Origin of the sequence: Gluconacetobacter asukensis (assembly GCF_014174375.1) — a bacterium.
Classification (GTDB): Bacteria; Pseudomonadota; Alphaproteobacteria; order Acetobacterales; family Acetobacteraceae; genus Gluconacetobacter; species Gluconacetobacter asukensis.
This window is the reverse complement of the sequence record NZ_JABEQE010000003.1, coordinates 110,611-137,264: the sequence shown is the minus strand read 5'-3', so window position 1 is coordinate 137,264 and position 26,654 is coordinate 110,611. Positions and strand designations below refer to the sequence as shown.

Below are 26,654 nucleotides of genomic sequence, written 5' to 3'. Positions count from 1 at the left end.
TACAATGGCAAACCTCACAGCATCCAACATCACGATTTCCTTTCCGCTCTATCACAGCGACAGTCGCTCCCTGAAGAAGACCATTCTCGGACAAGCCTCGGCCCGCTTTGGACACGACACCAGCAACCGTCCGGTCGTCCAGGCCCTTCACGACATCTCCTTTTCCCTGAATTCCGGCGACCGCCTCGGGCTGATCGGTTCGAACGGATCGGGAAAGACGACCCTCCTGCGCGTTCTTTCAGGCATCTACCAGCCAACGGGCGGCGTCCTGTCGGCAGAAGGACGGCTGACGGCGCTGCTGGACCCGGGACAGGGCATGAACCACCAGCTCACCGGGCGGGAAAATATCCGGCTCCGTGGCCTTTATCTTGGCCTGTCGCCCTCGGAAACGATGGAACTGATCAAGGATGTCGAGGATTTTTCCGAACTCGGACATTTCCTCGACCTTCCGGTCCGCAACTATTCCTCCGGGATGACCATTCGGCTTGCCTTCGCCATGGCAACCGCATTCCCGCCCGAGATCCTGCTGATGGACGAGTGGATTCTCGCCGGCGACGCCGTCTTCATGGAGAAAGCCAAGAAAAGGGTGGAAGGCATGGTACGCCACGCCGACATCCTGGTGCTGGCCAGCCACTCTCCTTCGATCCTGGTCGAATGGTGCAATCGATTGCTCTGGATCGAGAACGGCCAGATCAAGGGGGACGGACACCCGATGGATATACTGGAGCGCTATCTGCCCCCTTCGGCGTTCAGGGAACTGGCAAGAGTTGATCCAGTGCCATAAGGCACCACCGAACCGGCAGGCGCTTTCCGCGTAATCGTCCCGGCTGAGAAAAGCGGCATGCGAAAACGTCCCATCCAGGCCGCCTCTGCCGCTCTCGCGACCCTGCCAGCGGGCGGAGACAGACACGCTGCCGCCACCTGCCGATTTGGTCGAACACCAGGGAAAGCGATCCATGATCCGATCCACCGGATGGGTGCCGCCAGCAATCCGCAGGCTGGCCACCGACAGCGTCCATCAGGTCGTCAATGCGGCGCATCGCTTCGTGCGGCAGCATCCGCGGTTGAAACGTGCCCTACGTCCCGTCACCCATCTTGTCCTGCCGTCGATCATGCCGTTCCGCTCCGGGCATATCGCGCGTGCCGATTACGAACGCTGGGTGGCCGAACAGGGAATGATCACGGCAGCGGACGAAGCGGCCATGCGTGCCGATATCGCCCGCTTCCCATACCGTCCGCTGCTTTCGGTCGTCATGGCCACCTATGAAACGCCCGAACCCTATCTGCGCGCCGCGATCGCATCGCTCCAGTCCCAGATCTATGCGGATTGGGAACTCTGCGTGGCCGATGACGGCTCAAGCGCCCCCCATGTAACCCGGATACTCGACGAGATCGCGGCATCCGATCCGCGCGTGCATGTCATCAGGCGCCCCGTGCGCGGCCATATCTCGGCGGCTTCCAACTCCGCGCTGGGCCTGGCGCAAGGCGCATGGGTGGTCCTGATGGACCATGACGACCTGCTGCCGCGCGATGCGCTGTACGAACTGGCCGCCGAGATCGTCGATCATCCCGAAGCACGGATCATCTACACCGACGAGGACAAGATCGACGGCCAGGACCGGCGCTACAGCCCCTATTTCAAGCCGGACTTCGATCCCGACCTGCTGCTGGGCCAGAATCTGCTGAACCACCTCACGGCCTATCGGCGCGATCTCATCCAGTCCGTCGGCGGCTTTCGTGAAGGTTTCGAGGGCGCCCAGGACCATGACCTCGCCTTGCGCGCGACGGCTGCCTGCGGACCGGACGCCGTGCGCCATATCCCGCGCGTCCTGTATCACTGGCGCCAGCAGACAGGCACGCAATCCTTTTCGGAAACCGCGATGGCCCGGTGCGTCGCCGTGGCCGGCCGGGCCATCGCCGACCATCTGCGGGCACGCAACGTCGCGGCCGACATCCTTCCCACCGCCGGGATCTATCACCGGATCGTCTTTCCGGTGCCGGAACCCGCCCCCCTGGTGTCGATCCTGATCCCCACCCGCAACCGGGCGGACCTGCTGCGCGTCTGTCTCGACGGATTGCTGAAGCAGACGGATTATCCGGCCATCGAAGTACTGATCGCCGATAATGGCAGCACCGAGCCCGATGCGCTGGCCCTGCTGCAAGCCGTCCTGTCCGATCCACGCGTGCGCGTCCTCGCCCTGCCCGGCCCGTTCAATTTCGCGCATCTCACCAATCAGGCCGCCGCCGAGGCACGCGGAGACATCCTGCTGCTGCTCAACAACGATATCGAAATCATCGATTCCGGCTGGCTGCGTGAAATGGTATCGCACGCGATCAGGCTCGATATCGGTGCCGTGGGCTGCCGGCTGCTCTACCCGAATGGCCGGCTGCAACATGGCGGAACCGTCCTGGGCATCGGCCGCATCGGCGGGCATTTCCTGGTCGGCGCGCACCGCGAGGAACCGGGTCCGTTCGGGGTTCTGAATCTGCTGCGCAGCGCCAGCGCCGTCACCGCCGCCTGCCTCGCCGTAAGGCGCGCCGTCTGGCAGCAGGTCGGCGGCATGGACGAGACCAACCTGGCCATCGCCTTCAACGATGTCGATCTCTGCCTGAAAATCCGCAAACTCGGCCTGCGCATCGTCTGGACCCCGTTCGCGGAACTCTATCATCATGAAAGCGCATCGCGCGGACATGACAGGATGGGTCCGAACGCGGCGCGCTTCCAGCGCGAGGCAGACATCATGGTCGCCCGCTGGGGCGACATTCTGTTGAACGACCCATATTACAGCCCGAATTATACTCTGGAGAACGCGGACTGTACCCTCGCTTCCCCTCCCCGACGCCAACCACGCTATCGCACCGCGCCCGCGACAAACCGATAGCCTGTCAGCACGTCTGACCCGTCGTGGTTTCGACGATGAACCTGGGCCGGCGCTTCGTTTCCAGATAAATCTTGCCGATATATTCGCCCAGGATGCCGATGGAGAGAATCTGGAGGCCACCCAGTGCCAGCAACGGCAGCATCGTCGATGCCCAGCCGCTGACGACGGTGGCACTATGGACAAACCGCTCCACAAGAACCCACAGGCCCGTGACGGACGATACGAGGAAGACCGCGATACCGAACAAGGCAATCATCCTGAGCGGAAGGACCGAAAAGGACGTAATGCCGTCGATCGCAAGAGCGAGCATCTTTCCCAGCGTATATTTGCTGCATCCCAATTCCCGGGCCTGTCGCACATAGGGAATGATTGACGTCTTGAATCCGATGGCCGGAATGATGCCGCGCAGGAAAAGATTGACCTCATGATGCGCCAGCAGCGCACGGAGCGCCCGCTGCGACATCAATCGGTAATCGGCGTGATCTTCGATGATATTGACCCCGAAAAGCGTCAGCAGGCTGTAATAGAGGCGCGCGGTGCCTTTCTTGAAAAACGTATCGGACGCGCGGGAAGAGCGCACACCCAGCACCAGATCGAAGCCGTCCTGGTAGGACAGCAGCATCGCCTCGATCGTGTTGATATCGTCCTGCAGATCACAGTCCATCGTAATGATTGCATCGGCGCTGGCATATGTCAGTCCGGCAAGCATCGCATTCTGATGGCCGAAATTACGAGACAATTTCAATCCCACGACCCGTCCCGCCCTGCCGTGATCCTCGATGATGCGCCAGGTCCGGTCCCTGCTGCCATCATCCACCAGGATGACGCGCCAATGTCCCAATGCAAGGCGCGGATCGGATTGCAGAGTTTCCAGATATGAAAGAATACGCGGCAACGTGACGGGCAACGCGTCTTCTTCATTGTAACAGGGTATGACGACATCCAGGCCATAGGGGGTCATGGGGCTGTCCGGTTGGTCGTGAATGTTCAGCGCGTCACACGTCATGGCATCTCACATCAGAAACCGGGCGCCCTGGTACCAGAGAATGACGAAAAGCGCCTGTACCATGGAAAAGAGACAGAAGAGGAGCACACAGGCAGCCCGAGGCATTTTCTGCATCAACGCGGCCACCAGCATCAATGTCACCGGATTTGCATAAAGATATCGCGTGCTGGACCACAGGCCGGTGGATGTCGAGAGCAGGAGCGTGACCGCGACGAGGGCAGCCTCCAGGACCAGGCCCGACCAGAACGCCCACAGGACGAGGCCGGCCGCAACGACGCAGGCCAGCGCGAAATAGGTCTGGCTTTCCTCGTGGCCAGGCAGGAACGACGCCGCGCTCAGGTCGCGGGCCTGCAACCCGTGCCAGATATTCGCCAGAGGATTACCGGGATGGCGCCCCCAGGCGACCTCAATATGCTGGAACGCCAGCGCATCTCCGACAAGACCATGCAGATAGAACATATAGGCCACAAGCCCGATCCCACCCACCAGCCCCAGCGCAAGACACTGCGTGACGGAGCGCGCCATCAGCCGCCCGGCAGCTCCCCCCGCAAGGCGGGCATGCAGGCATTGGGCCATCATGCGCGTTCCCCCCATGACGGCCAGCAGCGGCGCGGCGGTGGGACGACTGGCGGTAAAAAAGGCGGCCCCTACGGACGCCAGCCAGACTCTCTCGCTGCGGAGCAGAAACAGAAGAGCGACCAGAAGCGTCCCATAAAGGGATTCAGTGAAAGGGACCCGAAAATACAGGCTGAATGGCGACGCCAGGAAGACCAGAACGGTCACATATGCGTTCGTCTCAGGCCGCCTCGCCTTGAGATACAAGGCAGCCGACACGGCCATCACGGGAAAGAGGGCATTGTTCAGAAGAACGCCGGAAAGCTGGTAGCTGAAGCCTGTTACGGCATGGATGGCCCGCAGGAGCAAGGGAAACAGCGGAAAGAACGCCCAGTTGGCCTGCCCATTGTCGGCGCCGCCCAGATGCGGCCGCAGATCGTACCCGGCAGATGCGATGCTGATATACCAACCGCAATCCCATTGGCACGCCGAATAGGAAAAGCCGCTAAAGGCTTTTGCGACAACGATATAATATAATAATATCCCCGCATGGGAACCAAAACAAAACAGAATCAAGCGCATAACGTCGGATAAAGTTCCCTTGAAAAAAAGCATATCGCCTTCTTTCTTCAATTTTCTGTTATGATCAGAAAAAATCCGGCTCATATGGTACTTTCTCAGGGAACGCGTAATTTTATATTCACCCTTTCAAATCATATATTTATTTTTACCCATTGCCAACGTTTCTGACGCGTTGCATGCCCCCCCCTCAACTGGCGATAGCAGAGGCCATGGGAACCCGTCCGTCGCCGCCGTGTTATCCCACCTTTCAATACGAGGTAGAGGGATAGATGCACAGAGAAGCTCGGCACGACGACTGGTCCGGTCGCTGCCTGCTCCCTTTCCCGGCCTCCGGTGCTCCGGCCTCGCCTGGCGGCCGTATCAGGCCCGTCCGTAAGATGAAAGACCCTGGTTCAACAGGGCGGAACAGTCCCGCCGGCTACGGCCCAGCATCCAATTCCACTCTGGAATCAGATGGTTGGCGCATGCCACACATCCGGCACGATTAAGTGCGCTACTCAGGCGAAATAGCTGTGAGAGGCAGGATGGGTGAGCTGATTCGTCGGGAAGTCCCTGAAAATTCAATCGCGTTCAGCGGGGAGCGCTTCTCTTCCGCCATATCGGGACAGATCGAGACAGAACATTATCACCGCTATCTGCTGGCGCGGACCCTGTGTCGCGGGAAGACGGTGCTGGATGTGGCCTCCGGCGAGGGATACGGGTCGGCGCTCCTCGCCCAGGTGGCGTTGTCGGTCACGGGCGTGGAAATCGACGCCGCATCCGTCATTCACGCCAACCGCGAATACCGCCACGCCAATCTTGTCTATGTGCAGGGCGATGCCCGCGCCCTGCCGCTGGCCGACCAAAGCATCGACGTCGCGGTTTCCTTCGAAACGCTGGAGCATCTGGACGACCAGCACCGGTTTCTGGACGAATTGAAACGCGTGCTGCGCCCCAATGGGCTGCTGATCATCAGCACACCCGACCGGGATGTCTACTCACCGGCGGGGGCCCCGCCCAACCCGTACCATGTTCTCGAGTTGAACGCGGTCGAGTTCAGGCAGATCATCGCCGGCTCTTTCCCCAACGTGGCGCTCCTGGCGCAAAAGCCGGTCATCGGGTCCGCAATCCTCTCGCCGGCGAGCGGCATGCCGCTCGTCTTCGAACGACAGGGAAAGACGCATTTCGAGGCAACGGATCATCTTCCCGCCGCACCCTACCTCATCGCTTTCGCATCTGCGGGGCCGCTGCCGGATCTGCCGAATTCGCTTTATATCGATCGCAGCGACCTCGATACCGATCCGAACATGCGGGCCGCCGCCGAAGGCGCGATGGCCCATATGCGCGGAGAACTGGAAAACGCGGAGCAGGATCGCAATCGCGCGGCCGCCGCACAGGCCGAGGCCGACCGGGCACGGGCCGCGATAAGAGAAGCCGCCGCGCGCGAACATGCCGCCCAGATGGCGGCACGGGCCACCATTGATGACCTCTCCCGATCACTGGCCATGGCCGAGAGCCGGTTGCAGGCGATCGAGAACAGTTCCATCTGGCGAGGCAGCGCCCCCGTCCGCCATCTGATCGGCCGCAGCCCCAGATTCGCTCGGGCAGCGCGTATCCTGCTGAAGGCCGCGTGGTGGACGCTCACGGGCCAGTTGGCGGCCCGACTGCGCGCATGGCGCCGCCATCGTGCGATGCGTCACCTTTCGGACCACAGTGCCGGTCAGGCAAAGGCCCTGCCACTCCTCACGGCAATGCCCGATTTCCCCATTCATCTGGTCACCAGCGCAACGCCGCGCGTGTCGGTGATTATCCCCACCTATGGACAGGACGATTATACGCTGCGCTGCCTCGCCTCCATCGCCATGCGGCAGCCTCGTACATCCATCGAAGTGATCGTGATGGACGATGCCTATCCCGCGCAGCAGGACCAATCCTTTTTGCAGGATCGCGTGGAAGGCGCACACATCATCCGCAATCCGGAGAATCTGGGGTTCCTGAAAACCTGCAACGCGGCCGCCCGGCAGGCGCGCGGCGATTATCTCTTTTTCCTCAACAACGACACCGAACTCATGCCGGACGCCATCGACGCGCTGGCGGACCTGCTGACCCAGCGGCCGGATATCGGCATGACCGGGGCGAAACTGGTCTATCCCAACGGACAGTTGCAGGAGGCCGGCGGCATCATCTGGCAGGATGCCAGCGGCTGGAACTGGGGCCGCAACCAGGACCCGTCACGCCCGGAATATAATTATCGACGGTCTGTCGATTATATCTCCGGCGCCGCCATCATGATCCGCCGCGACCTGTTCGAAACGCTGGGCGGTTTCGATACCGCATTCTCGCCGGCTTATTACGAGGATACCGATCTGGCCTTCCGCGTGCGCGAAACCGGGGCCAAGGTGGTCTATGAGCCCCGTTCCGTCGTCGTTCATTATGAAGGCATCTCGCACGGAACGGACATCGCGGCAGGGGTAAAGGCGCACCAGGCCGTCAATGCAAAATTGATGCGGACCCGCTGGGCATCGGTACTGGACCGCCTGCATTTCCGCGATTCAGCCGATCTCCTGCGGGCGTCCGATCAGGCGCATGACCGCAAGATCATCCTCGTCGTCGATCATTATGTCCCCGAACCCGATCGCGATGCCGGCTCCCGCACCATCATGGGGGTCCTCTCCAGCCTGGTCGATGCCGGCTGGGTCGTGAAATTCTGGCCGCAGAATCGACTCTATTCCCCAATCTATACCCCTCCCCTTCAGGATATGGGCATCGAGGTCCTGGACCATCGTTGGCCCGGCGACCTGCAGGCCTGGCTCGCCAAACGGGGCAATGCGCTCGATTGCGTGCTGGTCAGCCGTCCATCCGTGGCGAATGACCTGCTCCCCACGCTCTTCACGCACAAAAAGGCGCGTATGTGCTTCTACGGCCACGACCTGCATTTCGAACGGATGCAGCGTGAGGCAGCCCTGACCGGCAATGCCGCCTTGATGCGGGCCGCCGAGAGCATGAAGGCGCAGGAGCGCCAGTTATGGCGGATGTTCGACACCAGCATCTACCTGTCGCAGGACGAAGCCCTTATTGCCCGGCAGCTGGAGCCCTATTGTGATTTCCGCGTCGTCGTCCCCTATAGTTTCCGTGATTTCCGCCGTCGCGAGCGGCCGACCGCAGGCAGTACGATCCTGTTCGTGGCGGGGTTCGCCCACCCACCCAATGTCGACGCGGCAATCTTCCTGGTCCGCGAGATCCTGCCCCTGATCCTGGCCGAACGACCGGATGCCCGCGTGTTGCTCGTGGGGTCGCATCCTGCGGCTGGGGTCAAGGCGCTGGCCGGCCCCGTCGTCACCGTAACGGGCTGGGTCAGCGACGCGCAGCTCCGCGAATATTACGATGCCAGCCGGGCAGCGGTGGTGCCGCTGCGTTTCGGCGCCGGCGTCAAGGGCAAGGTGGTCGAGGCCCTGTACGAAGGGGTCCCGTTGACCGTCACCCCGATCGGCGCCGAAGGGATCGAGGGGCTGGCCGATATCCTGCCGATCGTCCGTTCGCCTCGAGAGATCGCGGACGACCTGCTGCACATGCTGAATGACGACGCGGCATGGCTGGCGCGCTCGCATGCCCAGACCCGCTTTGCCCAGGATCATTTCTCGGCAAAAGCGATGCAGGATTCCGTCATTGCCGCCCTGGCATGATGGGCGGCCAGGTATGATCGGACAGGCATGGCCCTCGCGGCCGGTCCACCTTCCGCAACCGTCACGCACGCCCTTGTGGATCGGCCATGACCGCATTCAGGGCGACGAGACGGCTTTCCTCCGATTCACCGGCCCTTCGACCGATACCAACAGGCACGCCGGCGACGGAAGCACCTTCCGGAGGGGACGCTTCCACGCGGTTGCGCCCCCGCTGCTTGGCGCAATAGAGGGCAGCATCCGCCAGCGCCATCTGTTCGCCCAGCGGCCTGTCGGGGATTGTGGCAGGGGCATAACCGATGCTGACGGTCGCCAGCAGATCGCCGGACAGAGGCGTCCGTTCGAAGGTGGCGCGCACGCGCTCGGCCAGGGCTCCCAATGCGTCGGGGGACAAACCACTGACCGCGACGGCAAATTCCTCGCCGCCGATCCGTCCGAAGACGGCATCGCCCCCCACCACCGCCGTCGCCACCATGCTGAAATGCCTGATCACCCAGTCGCCGGTGGCGTGACCGAACGTATCGTTGACGCGCTTGAAATGGTCGATATCGAACAGCAGCACGCCGCGATCCGGCACAGCCTCCGCCATCTGCCAGAATCCCCGCCGGTTCAGCACACCGGTCATATCGTCCCGCAATGCCGCCGCCCGTGCCTCCAGAATGGCCCGTTCGGCAACCAAGGTCAACATCAGGCCCGGCCACAGGACAATATAAGTCAGCATCTCGAAGGGAATGCTCGCCAGCATCAGCGGCACCCAGCCCGCCAGCGACGGCAACGCCACCAGGACGCCCCGCCCGACGCAGCTGAGGATATGCAGGCCGGAAACGAGGATCAGCATCTGACGCGCGCGGGTTTCACGCGGAAGCCGGATCAATTGGCGCCGCGCCAGCACCACGAGGGCGATCGCCATGGCCATCGCGACTTCCACCCGCATGACGAACGAATGCCGGAACGGCGGCAACGCGCACAAGCTCAGCCATATCAGAACCGGAACCACCAGCCCGATACGGGAAAGCGGCCGGCCATTGAGCTGGCAAGCTGCCTGCCAGAACAACGCCAGCGAGAACATCAGCGCACTGTTCCCCACCGGAATCGCCAGAAGATCCGGAACCGGCGGACGCATCACCACCAGCGGAATCCCTATGGCCGCGCTAACCGTCGCGATTTCCAGCAGCCGCAAAGCCGGGTCAGGACGATAGCGACGGGCAACGTGGCAGAGAAAGCCGATCAACAGGCAGACAAGCGCGATGGCGGGACCGGCGGGCAGCGTGGAGATGGGCATAAAAACGGATACCCCGATCCATTTCGAAACGTCATCATACCGCGATCCGGCCCTGCCTGCCACACCCGTCCCGCGGCCTGCCCTCAGGTCACGGAGCCTGCCGGCGGCAAGCAGCCCGCAGGTCACCGCACCGGGCGGATATCGTCCAGGCGATCCAGCCGCCGCAGGTCGGGAAACAGGCGCATCCACAGCAGCGTGACCGCAATCGTCCCGATCCCGCCCAGCACCACGGCCTCCACCGGGCCGATCAGGCTGGCCAGCATGCCGCTCTCGAACTCGCCCAACTGGTTCGACGACCCGATGAACAGCATGTTCACCGCCGACACCCGGCCGCGCATGTCATCGGGCGTGCGCAACTGCACCAGCGCCCCGCGCACGACCACGCTGATGACGTCGGCGCCCCCCAGCACGGCCAGCGCCACCACCGACAGCACCAGCGAACGCGAAAGACCGAAGATGATCGTCGCCACGCCAAAGACGGCGACAGCCGCGAACATCGCCTCTCCGGCCCGGCGCTTCAGCGGCCAGCGGGCGAAGATCACGGCAACCAGCAGCGCCCCCAGCGCCGGCGCCATCCGCAACACGCCCAGCCCAGTCGGCCCGGCATGCAGGATCGAGTCCGCATAAAGCGGCAGCATCGCGGTCGCGCCGCCCAGCAGCACGGCAAACAGGTCGAGCGAGATCGCCCCCATCATCTCGGGATGCGCGCGGATGAAATGGAGCCCCCCCATGACCGTTTCCAGCGTCATGGGCCGCCGCACCCGCGCCGGCGCTTCCAGCCGCATGCACAGGGTCGCCACCGACGCCAGCCCGAACCCGACCGTGCAGACGCTGTAGCAGATCCCGGCCCCCACGCCGTACAGCAGGCCACCAACCGACGGCCCCATGATCGAGGCCACCTGGAACAGCGACGAGGACAGCGCCGCCGCACGCGCGAACAGGGCGGGCGGTACCAGCGCGGGCAGGAATGTCTGCTGGCTGGGCATTTCGAACGCGCGCGCCGTACCGAACAGCGCGACCATGCCATAGATCATGCCAGGGGTCAGCCAGCCACTCAGCGAGCCGACCGCCATGACCAGCGCCCCGCAGGATTCCAGTGCCTGGCAGGCCGCCGTTATGAAGCGCCGGTCGAAATGATCGGCCACATGCCCCGCGACCAGCGTAAAGCAGAACATCGGCATGAACTGCGCCAGCCCGACCCAGCCAAGCGCGCTCGCAGTATGGGTCAGCATGTAGATCTGCCACCCGACCGCGACGGCCTGCACCTGCGACGAGAACGAGGACAGGGTTCGGGCCGTGAGGAAGACGGCAAAGCCCCGATGGCTGAACAGACGCGCCAGCGCTGGTGTCGGGGCGGACCGCTCCCGCGTTTCGTCCGCCTGCTCGGAATGATCTGGCATGATGGGCGGACAATAGCCGGACGGACGTCTTTTACCATCCATTGTCTCTCGTGTCCGCCATCACGCCCACGGGACCGTTTGCAAATCCGCCGCCGCGCGGGCAAAACCGTTCCATGACAGAGACCGTCCCATCCGCGCCGCTTCCCCCCACGGATTTCGAGACCTTCGCACGCCTCGACATCCGCGTCGGCACGATCGTGGAAGCCCGCCCCTTCCCCGCGGCCCGCAAGCCGGCCTACCAGCTATGGATCGATTTCGGGCCGCAGATCGGCGTCAAGCGCTCGTCGGCCCAGATCACCGTCCACTACACCCCCGACACGCTGGTGGGACGGCAAGTCTGCGCGGTGGTCAACTTCCCGGTACGCCAGATCGGCCCGTTCCTGAGCGAAGTCCTGACCCTGGGCATGCCCGACACGAAGGGCGACGTCGTCCTGATCAGACCCGACCTGACCGTGCCAGATGGAGGAAAGCTGTTCTGATGGCCACCAACTACGCAACCGTAACCTGGGACCAGCTTCACCGCGACGCCCGCCAGCTGGCCGAAATCCTGATCCCGCGCGGCCCCTTCAAGGGGATCGTGGCGGTCACCCGCGGCGGCCTGATCCCCGCCGCCATCATCGCCCGCGAAATCGATTGCCGGCTGATCGAAACGGTCTCCGTCGTGACCTATGACGAGGAAGAACAGGGCCAGCCCACGGTGCTGAAGGCGCCCGCCGCCGCCGGCGACGGCGAAGGGTTCCTGATCATCGACGACCTGGTCGATTCCGGCGTCACCGCCCAGATCGTGCGCCAGCTCCTGCCCAAGGCCGTGTTCGCCTGCCTGTACGCCAAACCGTCCGGCAAGCCGCTGACCGACCTGTTCGTGGTCGAAGTCCCGCAGGAAACCTGGGTGTTGTTCCCGTGGGACACCGCGCCACTGTTCATCCCGCCCCTGGCCCGCAAGGGCAGCACGGCAAGCTGATACGGGCCCGGGCCAAGGAAAAATTTCGTGGGGCGCTTGTCAGCGCCCTCAAGGACTCATAGCTTCGCCCCCAGGTTCGGGGCGTGGCGCAGCCTGGTAGCGCGCGTGTTTTGGGTACACGAGGCCCCCGGTTCGAGTCCGGGCGCCCCGACCAGCAGAGAATCAAAGGGAGTTTCGTTCCATGCGGGCCCGAATCTACAGGCAGGCGAAGACGGCGACCCAGTCCGGCCAGGCGAATACCCATGACTGGATTCTCGAATACGGCCAGACCCAGGCCCGCCAGCAGGACCCGCTGATGGGCTGGACCGGCAGCCGCGATACCCGCTCGCAGCTCCGCCTGCAGTTCCCGGACCGCGAGAGCGCCGTCGCCTATGCCGACCGGCATGCGGTCCCCTACGATCTGGAACTGCCGGTGGCACGGGTGCGCAAGCCGAAACTCTACGCCGACAATTTCCGCCACGACCGGGTCCAGAACTGGACGCACTGACCGCGCTCTGGCAGAAGACACTTCACTGTGCATGCGCCCTTAGCTCAGTTGGATAGAGCAACAGCCTTCTAAGCTGTGGGTCGCTGGTTCGAATCCAGCAGGGCGCGCCAGTATCAACGCCCTGGTGCGGAGCCTGACAGCGGTCGGCCAAATCCGGCCCCCAAGGCGTCGTCGGCTCGCGAAACGCGACACCGGCGATGGGCCGGAGACGTTGCCAAACGGCTTAAGGCAGCGGTCTTGAAAACCGCAGAAGCATAGCCGCTCCCCCCTATCCATATGAAAATACTCAAAAAAAACTCACCCGTCCGCGTAAGATGCATGAAAAACGTCTTTCCGCACTACGTGCGGGCGGCGCGTCGGAACACAGAGGTCATGGTATGTCCAGACGCGATCTTTCAAAGACCGCGGCCTTTGATGCCGGGTCAGAGTCTGATGACGATGTTGCGACGGTAAAGAGCTGCAAGGGGCAGGGCCATTGCAACCATGAAAGCCAGGGCGAAGAGGAACGAGGCCAGGTCGGGTGATGGAACCCAGAATGCGAAAAGCCGCATATAGAGCCAGGCATAGGCCGAGTGCTCCGTGCCGGAGGGCGCCGGAAAGAGCATCAGTGTCTTGACGACGAAACCGCTGAGCAGAAAGGCAACGATGGCGTTTGTGCCGAACACGCGCAGGAAGAGCAGCGTGCGGAACGCGACCCGACTACTGTCCTGTACCCGCCGGATGTCGAACGCCCAATCGAACGCGGCCAGCATCAGCAGGGCGGCACCGGATGTGACCAGCACGAAGGAACTGCTCCACAGTGCCTTGTTGATCGGCATGGCCATGCCCCAGCCCAGACCGACTGCAAGGTTGACGATACCGGCAGCCAGAAACAGCAACGGCCTGCGCTGCGCGGGCAGGCTGCGGTTCCGGAAAGCCTGCCCCGCCAGCACGCCAGCCAGCACCGAGGCACAGGCCGGTAGCGTGCCAAGCAGCCCTTCCGGGTCCCAGGTTTTTTCATACAGCACACCTGTATGCAGCGTACGCAGCGTCCAGTCCGACACGATACGATCCAGCCATGCCGCCAGATTGGCCTGAGGGTCGAACAGCGGGACATCGTGCCCCGGCAGACCGAGACCCGGTATGGGAATGGCGCAAAGCATCAGCCACCAGCCCAGCAGGATGCCGCAGGTTACGGCAAACAGGGGTAGGGATTTGCGGGTAGCCATATAGAGCAACGCCACAAGGCCGTAGCACAGCGCGATGCGCGTCAGAACGCCGAAGAGGCGCAGATGGCCGAGATGGAAATGGGGATACGCGCTGAGCAGGAGCTTGAGCGCGATCAGCAGCAGAACCCGCCGCGCGATATGCCCGGCCAGCATGGCCCGGCTTTCGCCGGCGGTCGAGCGCGAACGGAATGACGCAGCCCATCAGGAACAGGAAGAACGGAAAGACGAAATCCGCCGGCCGACAGCCGTTCCAGGGGGCGTGTTCCAGGAACGGCCAGACATGGTTCCAGTTACCGGGCGTATTGACGACGATCATGAACGCGATCGTCGCCCCCCGCATCGCGTCGATCGAGACGATGCGGGGGGGCAGCAAGGGACGTTGCGGCACCGGTCATGGGTGTCAAAATCCGCCGGCCCGCAGACACTCTTGTTTTTGCCATGCCCTGCGTTCCTGGCGACTGGTTGTGTTCCGGTCTTATATTGTCTCTGCATCGAATCGAATGCGTCCATTTTAAAATGGTTGTTTACCTATAACCACAGGCTAACGACCCGATTCCTGACGTGCCGTTCTGAATGGTATGTCTCTGGGATCCTTACATGTCCGGTCACATGCCGAATGACCGGAAATCGACTGGTATCTTCGCGTTTTTCTATCGCCTCGGCAGATATGCGTACCGCAGCGGATTGGGCACGGTGTCCTGCCCATGCAGCAGGGACAGTCAGGATTCCGGGCCAGAATACCGCCGGGAGCGGAAATATCCCTCAATGCATGCGCGGTCTCTTATGCCGGTTTGCCCATTCGGCAGATCCCCCTCAGCCGCACAAAGACCAGCCGGGCCCGCAGCCCCGTTCGGTGAAGGAACGATGCTCGGGCCGGTCATTCCTGCCATCGGTATTCGGCATCCAGGGCCTATGTCCGTGAAGACCACAGAATCTATCTGTCGGTACTTTTCGAGCGCAGAGCTTGACACGGTTGTCAATGCTGGCCCAAAACTCGGCACAGGATAAAGATCAGGCAGCGGTTTATTTTTGGAAATACGGCACCAAGATACTGAAATAAAACGCTAATATCCGACCGGAGAGGTGGCCGAGTGGTTTAAGGCAGCGGTCTTGAAAACCGCCGTGCGTGCAAGCGTACCGTGGGTTCGAATCCCACCCTCTCCGCCAGTTCCCTCCATGGCGAAAACAACCCGCCGAACGGCATGTGCCCGACCATGAGGTTTCGGCTGAACCCGGTTCCGCACAGGGCCGCTGGACAGAGAAATTTAACGGATCGCGGGTGGGGGAAAGACCTTGCCATGAACGCGACATAATCGTAGCTGTGTCGATGGCAATGCAGAGACGGATGCGGTCCGTCAGACTACCGCATGTGCGAATATTGTGGACCTATAATTGTTATAGTGGGTGACCGCACGCGGCGGCATGCCCGGAGGACTGTCATCCCATGATGCGTTCGCTTGATATCGCCAATACGGGCATGCAGGCCCAGACGACGAATGTCGAGACGATTTCCAACAATATTGCCAACATGACCACGACGGGCTACAAGCGCCGCCGCGCCGAATTCCAGGATCTGATCTATCAGGACCTGCGACGCGCCGGCACCATGAGCTCCGATACTGGTGACCTGGTTCCGGCAGGCGCGCAGATCGGTCTGGGTGTCCGCACCGCCGGCATCTACCGCATCAACGAACAGGGCACGCTGGAACAGACCGGCAATTCGCTCGACTTCGCCATCGAGGGGCGCGGCTATTTCCGGGTCACGCTGCCGTCGGGTGAATATGCCTACACGCGCGACGGCACATTCTCCCTGTCGCAGGACGGAACCATCGTATCGGCCGACGGCTATCCGCTGTCGCCCAACATTTCCCTGCCGAACAACGCCGAGAACATCACCATCGACCAGTCCGGCCAGGTCCAGTACACCCTGTCCGGCCAGACGACGGCCCAGGTCGCGGGCCAGATCCAGCTGGCGACCTTCCAGAACGAAAACGGCCTGGCGGCGATGGGGCAGAACCTGTTCACCGAAACCACGTCGTCGGGCACCGCCAATCTCAGCACGCCCCAGAGCGAAGGCTATGGATCGGTCAGGCAGGGTTTCGTGGAAGAATCATCGGTCAACGTAGTGACCGAAATCACCGACCTGATCACTGCGCAGCGCGCCTACGAAATGAACAGCAAAGTCATCACCGCTTCCGACGAGATGCTGCAGACGCTGACGAACCTGAGATAACATGCCGGCACGCGTGGCAATTGCGGGAGTGTTCGCGCTCGCCCTGACGGCAGCAGGCGCCACGCATGCCCGGGCGGCGACACTTCGGAGTACCGCCCTCATTACGTCGGGCACCGTCAGGCTGTCCGACCTCTTCGCCGATCTCGAACCGGGCCAGGACCGCCCCCTCGGCCCCGGCCCTGCCCCCGGGGCAAGCATCCAGGTGGGCGGCGCGCAATTGATCGCCATCGCCGACGAATATGGCGTCGACTGGCTCGATCAATCGCCATCGGCCATGGCAACGATCACCCGGGCCAGCCGGATACTGGACCAGGCCTATTTCGCCGATCTCATCAGGCAGAACCTGCCGGATCTCGGCAACGGCCCCGTCTCCATCGACCTTCGCGATTTCCATCCCATGATGGTCGCGCCGGACGACCCGAAGCCGGTCGTCCTGTCCGACGTCAAATGGGACCAGCGCAGCGGGTGGTTTTCCGCGACAGCCTATCGTGGCCAGCCCACGGGCGATATCACGCGGGATTCCTTCATGCTGACCGGCGTGATCCACGCGGCGCGCCGGCTGCTTGTCTATGCGCATGCCCTCCCCGCCGGCAGCGTGATTTCGGCCTCCGACGTCCAGCTCGACGAATCCTATGCCGGACACATTGGCTCCAGGGCATTCACGAACGAAGCCGATATCGACGGCATGACCGTGACGCGCGGCGTGGTCGCCGGTTCCGCCGTCCTCGACCAGGACCTGCATCGGACAGTGCTGATGCATAAGGGAGACCCGGCAGTCATCACGTTCGCCGCACCAGGCGTTCACCTGACGGCGACCGGCCGCGCACTGGAAGATGGCGGGGCGGGCCAGTACGTGCACATCCTCAATCTGTCGAGCAGCATGATCGTCACAGGCCGGGTGGTCAGCGCATCCGAAATCGAGGTCGAGGCCGGGAGCAACCCGGTCCCCTCCGACTCAAATACCCTGCGGCACCTGACGACATCCTCGCGCGACGCCTCGCGCGCGGACCTGTCCCTTCGATAGCCGCCGCTTATGCGCTGGAGCCTGCCTGCGATGAAACGTCCTCTGTCCCGGGCAGCCCTGGCCGGATTGCTGTGCGTGTCCGGATGCACCGGGCTGGCCGATATGAGCGAGATCGGCCACCCTCCCCGCATGACGAAGACGTCGGACCCGACCCAGGCGCCCGATTACCGCCCGATCACGATGCCCATGCCCCCGCTCCAGCCCCCTCCGACGGAAGTCGGAAGCCTGTGGCGGCCCGGCAGCCGAGCCTTTTTCAAGGACCAGCGAGCATCGCAGGTCGGCGACCTGCTCACGATCAACGTCAATATCGCCGACAATGCGGCCGTGACCAACAATACCAGCGCCGCCGGCAGCGGCTCGCAGACATTCGGCATCCCGAGCTTCTTCGGTGCCCAGGGCAAGACCCTGTCCAGCTCGTCGGCCCTCGACACAAGCAGCGCCAGCGCCAACACGGGCACCGGCTCGATCCGGCGCAACGAATCGGTCACGCTTGCCCTGGCAGGTACAATCACCCAGGTCCTACCCAACGGCAATTTCGTCGTCGTGGCCCGTCAGGAAGTCCGCGTGAATGGCGAACTACGCCAATTGATGGTCAGCGGCGTCGTCCGCCCTCAGGACATTACCGAAGACAATATCGTGACCCACGACAGGATCGCCGAAGCGCGGATTTCCTATGGCGGCCGTGGCCAGCTCAGCAAGATCCAGACACCGCGCTATGGACAGCAGATTCTCGATAGCGTCCTGCCGTTCTGACCACTCGTCGCAGCGCGGATCATCGGCGGTGCCCATATACCATCCAGGCAATGGCCTCCTGAAGCATCAGGCCTAGAATGCGACGCTGACGGTGCCATAATATGTACGCGGGGAGCCCGCCAGAGCCGACTGATAATCGCCCGAGAGCGGAAGGCCATTTTCGCCAATCTGGGAAATGTACGATATGTTCGTAAGATTATAGATATTCAGATCGAATTTAAGATCATGCAGCGGGCCGATCTTTCCGAATCGGTAGCTTGCCCCCAAAGACGTCAGCCAGTAACCCGGCACCGACATATCGTTGACGTAACTGAAATAGCGCTTCGACATGTAATTGGCATTGGCATAAACACTTGCCGGACCCCAATTATAGGAAATATCGGCCTTGTACATCAATTGCGGAAAAGCGACCACCCTCTTTCCCGCCAGCGCATAGGTCACGCCTTCCGATATGATATTGTCGTCGTAGGTCGAATGATTATAGCTGATACTATTCGTAATCGAGAGATTCCTGACCGGGCGAAGCGTGAGCGCGGCGTCGACGCCGTACATGCTGACGCCACCAACGTCTATGGGCGTGGAAACCGGGTCGGTAATCGGGCCCGATGTCAGGTTCTGGATACGATTGGAAAAATCCGCATGATACAGGTTGAGCGATCCCCCAACGATCTGTGAAGTATAGCGATATCCAACATCATAGACCCAGGCCGTCTCCGGGCGCAGGGTATTCTTGATACTGTCGAATGTTGCCTGATTGGCGAAACCCCCAAAGGTCGATCCCAGCTGATATCCGCCATAACTGTAAGCGCGCATATTGCGGGCGACGTCGAAATAGACTTCATGCCCCGGCAGGAAATGCCATACTCCATTGAAATGAGGCAGGAATGCCTTCGCGCTGGTCAGGCTGCCATTGGCAAGCTGCTCCTGCCCGGTATAGGCGGCGTCGTTCGCCGTGGCTCCCCCGACCGTCGTCACCAGCATGGATTTGAACCCGGCCCTGAAGGTCAGGCTGGAAATCGGCCGATAGCTATCCTCGAGGTGGAACTGAAAACTGTTGGTATTGAAATTCTCACCCCAGTTACGCTGAAACGGCGTACCAAAATTGCCCAGCACACCGCTGACAGGAATACCCTCACCGGGCACTGGTTGCTGGAACATATCCTGTACAACATGGTAACGGTTGTTTTCGTACCAGACACCCGCATCGATCGTATGTTTCCTGAACTTGTATTCCAGCGCGGTCGTAAAGCCGAACTTCTGGTTTCCGGAAAAATTGACCTGCTCGGAAAGCGGCACACCATTGGGAGAACTGACATAGGGGGTCGTCCAGGTACCCCACTGGTTCGCAGCCTGCCCATAGACCACGGAATTCCACGCCAGACGCCGGTTCAGCACCAGATGAGCATTCACGCCACCCAGATAACTCGACGAATGCGTCACGCCGTCAAAATAGGATGCATCCAGGGCATCCCCACCTGCCGCGTCGTAAGCCGCCAGGGCACCACTGAATTCCCCGGCGGCAGCGAGATAGGCGCGCGTATAATCAGGGTAGTAATAATCGTTCCGATGACCAAGCTTGTTCAGCATGTCGATCGTCTGGTCGGCGTAGTTGAACTGGGTGGCATCGTTCCAGTTGAAAAACACCTTCACATTGCTGTCCTGCCCGATGGGCTGGACAAGCTTGGCATTCACCTGCTGATCAAACTGCTCGCCATCCCCCTTCCATTTATTGCCGTCGGATCGGGCGTAAGACACCGTGAATTTGGTACCCGATGCGTTCAACCTGCCGCTGTCAACGCGTCCAAAAGTACGAAAAGCATTGTAACTGCCGAACATCTGCGAAATCCTGCCGCCGAACCTGTCCGCCGGATCGCGCGAGACGATCTGAATCGCGCCACCCAGATTCGTCGTGGCAGGCAATGCCACATCGCCACCACCCTCGGAGACATCCATGCGCTCGATATTGTCCGACAGGATCGAGAAGTTGATGCTCTGGCCGTTATAGGGAAGGTATGTCTGCGCCCCCAGCGGCACGCCATCCAGCGTGACGCCAAGCTGATCCTGCTGGAACCCGCGCATATACAGGCTGGAGCCCCAGGTATCGACCCCCAGCGGATCATTGGCCACGAAATTGATACCCGGCTTGCGCGACAGCATCATCATCGGGCTGCTGCCTTGGACGAACCTGTCCATCTCCGTGCGGGTCATGGTTTCCGTCGCCCCATTGGCATGATGCCGCATGGACGTCACCATGAGGTCTTCACCCGCGCGCGAACGGGCATCCGTATGGCTTGCAGCCGGGCCGGACGCGGGCGCATCGGTCTTCGACGCATGACGATGCCGCGACCCGCCAGCCTTGCCGGCCCCATTCCCCGTCTCGGCCGAAAACGCCGCATCCGGGCTCGTGACGATGCAGGAGGTCAACAAGAGAAAGGATAGGAATGTTCGCGAGGCCATGCCGGTCGGCAGCGGACATCTCGGAAGACACGAGGCATGTCTCATTGTTGGCTGTCCCATTGTTCAGGCGGCCGGTCCGACGGAACCAAGCGGAGAGCTGAATGTTCGTTCAATCATTGTCATTTCGGAATGATGAATCCGTCAGGCACTTGAAGAAATGCGACCCACCCGAAATGGGGCCCGACGCGCGCTATCCCGCCCGAAAGCGGGCTTCCCCGCACAGGGCCTGAAGAATGTCCGCATCGTCACACAGGCCGACAAGCCGCCCTTCGGCTTCGACCAGCACGGGCAGGCCGCTGCGCTGGCGCAAGGCGATGATCTCGCCCAGGCTCAATTGGGCCGGAACCACGCAGAGCGCCCCCCGCACCCACTCGCCATGCGGTCGGATGGCCAGGGCCCGATCGGCGATCGTCGCGGTAGCGGAGTCCGGCGCTATGGCAATGCGCCCGCCATCCAGCATCCCGTCCGGCCGGCGCGGCAGGTCCTGGAAGCGCCGCATGACGGCGGTGGCCACAATGCTCGGCAGCGGATTCATGTGCCGGATGAATTCAGCGACATAGTCATCCACCGGGCGCAGGGCGATATCATCCGGCGTGCCGGTCTGGATGATACGGCCCTCGCGCATGATCGTGATGCGGCTGCCGATCTTCAGCGCCTCGTCGATATCGTGGCTGACGAACAGGATCGTCTTCTTCAGCCGCTTCTGGAGGTCCAGCAGCTCGTCCTGCAATTTCCGGCGGATCAACGGGTCGAGCGCTGAAAACGGCTCGTCCATCAACAGAATGTCGGCATCGGTCGCAAACGCGCGCGCCAGGCCGACACGCTGCTGCATGCCACCCGACAGTTCATGGACATGGGCATCGGCCCAGTTCGCCAGACCAACCAGTTCCAGCTTTTCGGCAACGATATCCCGCCGGATCGACGGCGCCATGCCGCGCAGTTCCAGCCCGAGCCCCACATTGTCGCGCACGGTCCGCCACGGCAGCAGGCCGAACTGCTGAAACACCATTGCGATGCGCGTCTTGCGCAGGGTGCGCAGCGTATCGTCATCACAGCGCGCGATATCCAGCCACGCCAGGCCGTTGCCGATCCGCACTTCGCCTCGTACCGGCCGATTCAGCCGATTGGCCGCCCGCAGCAGGGTCGATTTGCCCGAGCCGGACAACCCCATCAGCACGCTGATCTCGCCCCGCGCCACCGCGAGGTTCGCGCCCGCCACCCCCACGGTCACCTTCAGGGCGCGGCCGATCTCCTCGCGCGTCTCGCCGGCATCAAGCCGGGCCAGCGCAGCCTCGATCGCGCCGCGACGATTGCCGCGATCGAACAGGATATCGACATTGCGGAACTCCAGCGCCGCGTTGATCCCTTCGCTCACGAAGCCGAATCCTTCGGGCGACAGACCCGATCGAGCATGATCGCCAGCAGCACGATGACGAATCCGGACTCGAACCCGGCATCGACCTGCACGGTATTCAGCGCCCGCACCACCGGCACCCCCAGCCCCCCGGCCCCGACCAGCGCCGCGATCACCACCATCGACAGGCTGAGCATGATGCATTGCGTCAACCCCGCCTGGATCATCGGCAGCGCGGCAGGCAGTTCGATCTTCCACAGGATCTGCCGCTCGGTGGCGCCGAAAGCCTCCCCGGCCTCGATCAGCGACCGGGGCACCCGGGCAATGCCCATCTGCGTCATGCGGATCGGTGCGGGAACGGCGAAGATGATGGTGGAGATCATGCCCGGCACGGTACCCAGCCCGAACAGGATCAGCGTCGGAATCAGATAGACGAAGGTCGGCAGGGTCTGCATCAGGTCCAGAAGCGGCTGCAACGCCCGCGCCAGCCGGGGGCGATGCGCACAGGCGATCCCCAACGGCACGCCGACCGCCATGCAGAAGAGGGTCGAGAACAGGATCAGCGACAGCGTCGCCATCGTCTCGTTCCAGTATCCCTGATTGATGATGAACAGCAGCCCCAGCGCGACCAGAGCCGCCAGCCCCACCGACCGGCGGAGGAACCACGCCCCCGCCATGGCGGCCACCACCAGCAGCAGGGGCGGCAGATCCAGCAGCAGCGTGGTCAGGCCATCGGCACAGAAACCGACACTATCGGTGATCACGTCGAAGACACCCAGACCATGCTTCCGGACCACATCCACCACGGCCGCCATGACGGCACCCACCGGAATCTTGTGCTCCGCGATCCATTGTTCCGGCGCCATGATCCGCGCGGCCCCCGTCTCTCGGTGTTCGATATCGCGGACGTCGATACCCCTGCGAACTGAATGAACATATAACGAAATGAAATCGGAAAGTGATAGAGAGAATTCCGACTTTTACAGGAACGAAATCGACATTGAACAGACGTTCAATACATGCCACATTCCGCACATGAAACAGCCCCCTCCCGCTCTTACGCCGGTCGAACTGAAGCGCCGCAGGGAACTCGTGGCCGCGACGCGCGACATATTGGTCGATCATGGTTTCGCCGGCGCCACGGTGGCACGCATCGCCCGTCATGCCGGCGTCTCCCCGCCACTCCTGGTCCATTATTTCGGCGACAAGGACGCGCTGCTCGGGCTGGCATTCCGCGGCACCGCCGCCGCCCTCTCTGCCGACGTCGCGCGCGCCCTGCGCCATGCGCGGGGGCCACGGGCCCGGCTGGAAGCCCTGATCGGCGTCTGCCTGGGGGGCGAACAGTTCACCACTCGTCAGGTCGCCATCTGGCTGGCCCTGTGGGGGCAGGCAGTCCACAGCCCGACGCTGGGCCGCATCCAGCGCGCCTACCAGGCCCGCATGCTCTCGAACCTGCGGCACGATCTCGGCCACCTGCTGCCCCGGACCCGCGCCCACGCCACGGCCGACACGCTGGCCTCGCTGATCGACGGCACATGGCTGCGCGCGGCCCTGGCCCCACCGGCGGCGTTCGACAGCCGCATGCCCCGCCAGCAGGTCCTCGCCTTTCTCGACAGCCAGATCGGCGCCGGCGCATCGCCCTCCCCACCCCCCGCGATCCGGCACGGCGCGCCGGAGGGGCTGTGCACAAGCTGGATCGACGGCCGCCCCGCCACCGGCAACGGCGTACGGTTCGAAACCCGCAATCCGGCAACCAACAATGTGCTGGCGGAAGTCGAGGAAGCCGGCGAGGCAATGGTCGCACAGGCCATCGAGGCCGCGGCGCGCGGGCAGGCCGCATGGGCCGCCCACACCGGCGCCGAACGGGCACGCATCCTGCGCCGCGCCGCCGACCTGCTGCGCCGCGACAACGCGGATCTGGCCCGGATCGAAACGCTGGACACCGGCAAACCGATCGCCGAGACATCCAGCGTCGACGTGCTGTCCGGCGCCGACGCGTTGGAATATTTCGCCGCCCTTGCCGCGACGATGACCGGCGATTACGTCGATCTGGGCCCGACGGCCTTCGGCTACACGCGACGCGAACCGCTGGGCATCGTGGCCGGGATCGGCGCCTGGAACTACCCGATCCAGATCGCCTGCTGGAAGGCCGCACCGGCCCTGGCCTGCGGCAACGCGATGATCTTCAAACCCGCCGAGCTCACCCCCCTGACGGCCGTGCGCCTGGCGGCCATCTTCCGCGAGGCCGGCCTGCCCGACGGCGTGTTCAACGTCGTGCAGGGCACGCGCGAAACCGGGCAATTGCTGACCCGCGCACCGCAGATCCGAAAAATATCCCTCACCGGCGAAGTCGGCACCGGCCGCCGCGTCATGGCGGACGCCGCCGCCACCCTGAAATATGTCACATTGGAACTGGGCGGAAAATCGCCGCTGATCATCTTCGACGATGCCGACCTGGACAATGCGGTGTCGGCCGCCCTGCTGGGCAATTTCTATTCGGCCGGCGAGGTCTGTTCCAACGCAACGCGCGTCTTCGTCCAATCCGGCATCCGCGACCGGTTCCTCGAACGGCTGAAGGCCCGCGTATCGGCCATGACGATCGGCGATCCGCTCGACCCGAAAACCGATGTCGGCGCGCTGATCTCCGACGATCACATGCGCAAGGTCCTGTCCTATATCGCGACCGGAAAGAAGGAAGGCGCCGAACTCCTGGCCGGCGGCCGACGCGCCACACGCGGCGCCCTGCGGCGCGGCGCCTTCGTCGAACCGACCGTGTTCGCCAACTGCCATGACGAGATGACGATCGTGCGCGAGGAAATCTTCGGCCCCGTGATGGCAGTGCTGGATTTCACCGACGAGGACGAAGTGATCGCCCGCGCCAACGCCACCCCGTTCGGCCTGGCCGCCGGCATCTTCACCCGCGACCTGGCCCGCGCGCATCGGGTGATCGCCCGATTGGAAGCCGGCACCTGCTGGATCAACCAGTATAACGTGACGCCGATCGAACTCCCCTTCGGCGGCTACAAGCAGTCCGGCCTGGGCCGCGAGAACAGCCGCGCGGCGCTCGATCACTACACCCAGATCAAGAGCGTCTACGTGGCGCTGGGCGATGTCGAGGCACCCTATTGATGCGGGACTATGATTATATCATCGTCGGCGCCGGCTCGGCCGGCTGCGTGCTGGCCAACCGCCTGACCGAGGACGGCCGCAACCGCGTCCTGCTGCTGGAATTCGGCGGCAGCGACCGCTCGATCATCGTGCAGATGCCCAGCGCCCTGGCCATGCCGATGCATTCGAAACGCTTCAACTGGTTCTACGAAAGCGAGCCGGAACCGCATCTGGACAATCGCCGCATGCACACCCCGCGCGGCAAGGGGCTCGGCGGCTCATCCTCCATCAACGGCATGGTCTATGTGCGCGGCCACGCGCTGGATTACCAGGAATGGGAGGAAAGTGGCGCTGCCGGCTGGGGCTATCGCCACGTCCTGCCCTATTTCCGCCGCGCCGAGGATTGCGCCGAGGGCGAGGATTCCTATCGCGGACGCGGCGGCCTGCTGCACACGCAATACGGCACGCTGGACAATCCCCTGCACGACGCCTGGATGAAGGCGGGCGAACAGGCCGGCTACGGCCGCACCGGCGATTATAACGGCTTCCGCCAGGAAGGCTTCGACCGGATGAGCATGACGGTCCATCGCGGCCGGCGCTGGAGCACGGCGAACGCCTATCTGCGCCCGGCGCTCAAACGCCCCAACCTGTTTCTGGAAACCCACGCCCGCGTCACGCGCATCCTCTTCGATGGCCGGCGCGCCACCGGCCTGACCTATACGCGCCATGGCGTGTCCCATACCGTTCGCGCCACACGCGAAATCATTCTCTGCGGCGGTCCCATCAACTCCCCGCAGCTTCTCAAACTGTCGGGAATCGGCCCGGCGGAAGAACTGCGCGATCATGGCATCACGGTCCTGGCCGACCGGCCGGGCGTGGGGGAAAATCTCCAGGACCATCTGGAATTCTACTTCCAGGTCGCCTGCCGCCAGCCGGTCACGCTCTATTCCGCCATGTCGCCCTGGGCCCGCGCCCGGATCGGCCTGCGCTGGCTGCTGTTCAAGGACGGGCTGGGCGCCACCAACCATTTCGAAAGCTGCGGCTTCATCCGCAGCCGCGCCGGCATCCGCTATCCCGACATCCAGTTCCATTTCCTGCCCTTGGCCGTCACCTATGACGGCAAGGGCCTGGCGCAGGGCCATGGCTACCAGGCCCATGTCGGCCCGATGCGCTCGAAAAGCCGAGGCCGGGTCCGCCTGCGCTCGGCCGACCCGGCGGAAAAGCCGAAAATCCAGTTCAACTACATGAGCCACCCGGACGACTGGACCGACATGCGCGCGTGCGTGCGCCTGACGCGCGAGATCTTCGCCCAGCCCGCCTTCGACCCGTTCCGGGGCCAGGAACTGCAACCCGGCGCCGACTGCACGAGCGACGACCAGATCGACGCCTTCATCCGCCGGAAAGTCGAAAGCGCGCTGCACCCCTCCTGCACCTGCAGGATGGGGGCCACGGACGACCCGATGGCCGTGGTCGATCCCGAGACCCGCGTCATCGGGGTCGAGGGCCTCCGCGTGGTGGATTCCTCGATCATGCCGCGCGTCACCAACGGCAATCTGAACGGCCCGACCATCATGATCGCGGAAAAAGCCGCCGATCACATCAGGGGCCTGCCCCCCCTGCCCGCCTCCAACGCCCCGTTCTTCGAAGCCCCGGACTGGCAGACCCGGCAGCGTCTCGGCAAAGCCTGACCATCGGCGCGCCCC

19 protein-coding genes and 3 tRNA genes are annotated in these 26,654 nt (G+C 63.1%); 14 read left to right on the top strand and 8 right to left on the bottom strand.

Annotated elements, in window-relative coordinates:
• Positions 1-4 precede the first annotated feature (4 nt).
• Entirely contained in the window at positions 5-784 is a 780-nt protein-coding gene (locus tag HLH35_RS04930) for an ABC transporter ATP-binding protein (RefSeq protein ID WP_182978086.1), read from the top strand.
• A gap of 172 nt (positions 785-956) precedes the next feature.
• The gene (locus HLH35_RS04925) at positions 957-2,882 is read left to right on the top strand and encodes a glycosyltransferase family 2 protein (protein WP_182978085.1); all 1,926 of its coding nucleotides are present in this window, start codon (positions 957-959) and stop codon (positions 2,880-2,882) included.
• Between the two features lie 4 nt (positions 2,883-2,886).
• On the opposite strand, the gene HLH35_RS04920 is transcribed toward HLH35_RS04925, so the two are convergent.
• Positions 2,887-3,843, bottom strand: coding sequence for a glycosyltransferase family 2 protein (locus tag HLH35_RS04920; RefSeq protein ID WP_182978084.1), 957 nt, complete (start codon positions 3,841-3,843; stop codon positions 2,887-2,889).
• Between the two features lie 51 nt (positions 3,844-3,894).
• On the bottom strand, positions 3,895-5,019 hold the full coding sequence (locus HLH35_RS04915) for a hypothetical protein (protein WP_182978083.1): 1,125 nt from the start codon (positions 5,017-5,019) through the stop codon (positions 3,895-3,897).
• A 530-nt stretch (positions 5,020-5,549) separates the two neighbouring features.
• On the opposite strand from HLH35_RS04915, the gene HLH35_RS04910 reads away from it, so the two are divergent.
• Entirely contained in the window at positions 5,550-8,687 is a 3,138-nt protein-coding gene (locus tag HLH35_RS04910; RefSeq protein WP_182978082.1) for a methyltransferase domain-containing protein, read from the top strand.
• A gap of 61 nt (positions 8,688-8,748) precedes the next feature.
• Here HLH35_RS04910 and HLH35_RS04905 read toward each other — a convergent pair whose 3' ends face one another.
• Positions 8,749-9,966, bottom strand: coding sequence for a GGDEF domain-containing protein (locus HLH35_RS04905; RefSeq protein WP_182978081.1), 1,218 nt, complete (start codon positions 9,964-9,966; stop codon positions 8,749-8,751).
• Positions 9,967-10,088: 122 nt separating this feature from the next.
• Entirely contained in the window at positions 10,089-11,366 is a 1,278-nt protein-coding gene (locus HLH35_RS04900) for an MFS transporter (RefSeq protein WP_182978080.1), read from the bottom strand.
• A 113-nt stretch (positions 11,367-11,479) separates the two neighbouring features.
• Here HLH35_RS04900 and HLH35_RS04895 point away from each other — a divergent pair, with 113 nt between their 5' ends.
• The 5 genes from HLH35_RS04895 to HLH35_RS04875 all read left to right on the top strand — a co-directional run bounded on the left by HLH35_RS04895 (position 11,480) and on the right by HLH35_RS04875 (position 12,924).
• Positions 11,480-11,845 (top strand): tRNA-binding protein, encoded by a 366-nt coding sequence (locus HLH35_RS04895; protein ID WP_182964330.1) that lies wholly within the window; start codon positions 11,480-11,482, stop codon positions 11,843-11,845.
• Positions 11,845-12,327: a xanthine phosphoribosyltransferase gene (gene gpt, locus HLH35_RS04890; protein ID WP_182978079.1), complete on the top strand. Its 483-nt coding sequence runs from the start codon at positions 11,845-11,847 to the stop codon at positions 12,325-12,327. The genes HLH35_RS04895 and gpt overlap by 1 nt, the downstream gene beginning before the upstream one ends.
• A 77-nt stretch (positions 12,328-12,404) precedes the next feature.
• Positions 12,405-12,481, top strand: a tRNA-Pro gene (locus HLH35_RS04885).
• A 27-nt stretch (positions 12,482-12,508) separates the two neighbouring features.
• Complete coding sequence (locus HLH35_RS04880; protein WP_182978078.1) at positions 12,509-12,814, top strand: ETC complex I subunit; 306 nt, start codon at positions 12,509-12,511, stop codon at positions 12,812-12,814.
• Between the two features lie 33 nt (positions 12,815-12,847).
• Positions 12,848-12,924 (top strand) — tRNA-Arg (locus HLH35_RS04875).
• 312 nt (positions 12,925-13,236) lie between these two features.
• Here HLH35_RS04875 and HLH35_RS04870 read toward each other — a convergent pair.
• A complete protein-coding gene (locus tag HLH35_RS04870) occupies positions 13,237-14,175 on the bottom strand; it encodes an acyltransferase family protein (RefSeq protein ID WP_182978077.1) in 939 nt (312 codons plus the stop codon).
• A gap of 924 nt (positions 14,176-15,099) precedes the next feature.
• On the opposite strand from HLH35_RS04870, the gene HLH35_RS04865 reads away from it, so the two are divergent.
• From HLH35_RS04865 to flgH, 4 genes are all read left to right on the top strand, one after another.
• A tRNA-Ser gene (locus tag HLH35_RS04865) sits at positions 15,100-15,189 on the top strand.
• Positions 15,190-15,469: 280 nt separating this feature from the next.
• Positions 15,470-16,255 carry a flagellar basal-body rod protein FlgG gene (gene flgG / locus HLH35_RS04860; protein ID WP_182978228.1) on the top strand — a complete coding sequence of 262 codons (786 nt, stop codon included), beginning with the start codon at positions 15,470-15,472 and terminating at the stop codon, positions 16,253-16,255.
• Between the two features lies 1 nt (position 16,256).
• Positions 16,257-17,279, top strand: coding sequence for a flagellar basal body P-ring formation chaperone FlgA (flgA, locus tag HLH35_RS04855; RefSeq protein WP_182978076.1), 1,023 nt, complete (start codon positions 16,257-16,259; stop codon positions 17,277-17,279).
• A gap of 30 nt (positions 17,280-17,309) precedes the next feature.
• On the top strand, positions 17,310-18,032 hold the full coding sequence (gene flgH / locus HLH35_RS04850) for a flagellar basal body L-ring protein FlgH (RefSeq protein WP_182978075.1): 723 nt from the start codon (positions 17,310-17,312) through the stop codon (positions 18,030-18,032).
• A 72-nt stretch (positions 18,033-18,104) separates the two neighbouring features.
• Here the strand turns inward: flgH and HLH35_RS04845 are convergent, their stop codons facing one another.
• The 3 genes from HLH35_RS04845 to choW form a co-directional block, all read right to left on the bottom strand.
• Positions 18,105-20,285 (bottom strand): TonB-dependent receptor domain-containing protein, encoded by a 2,181-nt coding sequence (locus HLH35_RS04845; protein ID WP_182978074.1) that lies wholly within the window; start codon positions 20,283-20,285, stop codon positions 18,105-18,107.
• Positions 20,286-20,679: 394 nt separating this feature from the next.
• Positions 20,680-21,864 (bottom strand): ATP-binding cassette domain-containing protein, encoded by a 1,185-nt coding sequence (locus tag HLH35_RS04840; protein ID WP_182978073.1) that lies wholly within the window; start codon positions 21,862-21,864, stop codon positions 20,680-20,682.
• Positions 21,861-22,709 (bottom strand): choline ABC transporter permease subunit, encoded by an 849-nt coding sequence (choW, locus tag HLH35_RS04835; RefSeq protein WP_182978072.1) that lies wholly within the window; start codon positions 22,707-22,709, stop codon positions 21,861-21,863. Before choW ends, HLH35_RS04840 begins: the two co-directional genes overlap by 4 nt.
• A 169-nt stretch (positions 22,710-22,878) precedes the next feature.
• Here choW and betB point away from each other — a divergent pair, with 169 nt between their 5' ends.
• Together betB and betA are read left to right on the top strand one after the other, a co-directional pair.
• Positions 22,879-24,972 (top strand): betaine-aldehyde dehydrogenase, encoded by a 2,094-nt coding sequence (betB, locus tag HLH35_RS04830; RefSeq protein ID WP_182978071.1) that lies wholly within the window; start codon positions 22,879-22,881, stop codon positions 24,970-24,972.
• On the top strand, positions 24,972-26,639 hold the full coding sequence (betA, locus tag HLH35_RS04825; protein ID WP_408870094.1) for a choline dehydrogenase: 1,668 nt from the start codon (positions 24,972-24,974) through the stop codon (positions 26,637-26,639). The genes betB and betA overlap by 1 nt, the downstream gene beginning before the upstream one ends.
• The last annotated feature ends 15 nt before the right edge of the window (positions 26,640-26,654 follow it).

What these genes read in the sequence shown, in the direction of transcription:
- HLH35_RS04930 (WP_182978086.1), top strand. Translation starts at nt 5, where the DNA reads ATGGCAAACCTCACAGCATCCAACATCACGATTTCCTTTCCGCTCTAT.
- HLH35_RS04925 (WP_182978085.1), top strand. Translation starts at nt 957, where the DNA reads ATGATCCGATCCACCGGATGGGTGCCGCCAGCAATCCGCAGGCTGGCC.
- HLH35_RS04920 (WP_182978084.1), bottom strand. Translation starts at nt 3,843, where the DNA reads ATGACCCCCTATGGCCTGGATGTCGTCATACCCTGTTACAATGAAGAA.
- HLH35_RS04910 (WP_182978082.1), top strand. Translation starts at nt 5,550, where the DNA reads ATGGGTGAGCTGATTCGTCGGGAAGTCCCTGAAAATTCAATCGCGTTC.
- HLH35_RS04905 (WP_182978081.1), bottom strand. Translation starts at nt 9,966, where the DNA reads ATGCCCATCTCCACGCTGCCCGCCGGTCCCGCCATCGCGCTTGTCTGC.
- HLH35_RS04900 (WP_182978080.1), bottom strand. Translation starts at nt 11,366, where the DNA reads ATGCCAGATCATTCCGAGCAGGCGGACGAAACGCGGGAGCGGTCCGCC.
- HLH35_RS04895 (WP_182964330.1), top strand. Translation starts at nt 11,480, where the DNA reads ATGACAGAGACCGTCCCATCCGCGCCGCTTCCCCCCACGGATTTCGAG.
- gpt (WP_182978079.1), top strand. Translation starts at nt 11,845, where the DNA reads ATGGCCACCAACTACGCAACCGTAACCTGGGACCAGCTTCACCGCGAC.
- HLH35_RS04880 (WP_182978078.1), top strand. Translation starts at nt 12,509, where the DNA reads ATGCGGGCCCGAATCTACAGGCAGGCGAAGACGGCGACCCAGTCCGGC.
- HLH35_RS04870 (WP_182978077.1), bottom strand. Translation starts at nt 14,175, where the DNA reads ATGCTGGCCGGGCATATCGCGCGGCGGGTTCTGCTGCTGATCGCGCTC.
- flgG (WP_182978228.1), top strand. Translation starts at nt 15,470, where the DNA reads ATGCGTTCGCTTGATATCGCCAATACGGGCATGCAGGCCCAGACGACG.
- flgA (WP_182978076.1), top strand. Translation starts at nt 16,257, where the DNA reads ATGCCGGCACGCGTGGCAATTGCGGGAGTGTTCGCGCTCGCCCTGACG.
- flgH (WP_182978075.1), top strand. Translation starts at nt 17,310, where the DNA reads ATGAAACGTCCTCTGTCCCGGGCAGCCCTGGCCGGATTGCTGTGCGTG.
- HLH35_RS04845 (WP_182978074.1), bottom strand. Translation starts at nt 20,285, where the DNA reads ATGGTGACGTCCATGCGGCATCATGCCAATGGGGCGACGGAAACCATG.
- choW (WP_182978072.1), bottom strand. Translation starts at nt 22,709, where the DNA reads ATGGCGCCGGAACAATGGATCGCGGAGCACAAGATTCCGGTGGGTGCC.
- betB (WP_182978071.1), top strand. Translation starts at nt 22,879, where the DNA reads ATGAAACAGCCCCCTCCCGCTCTTACGCCGGTCGAACTGAAGCGCCGC.
- betA (WP_408870094.1), top strand. Translation starts at nt 24,972, where the DNA reads ATGCGGGACTATGATTATATCATCGTCGGCGCCGGCTCGGCCGGCTGC.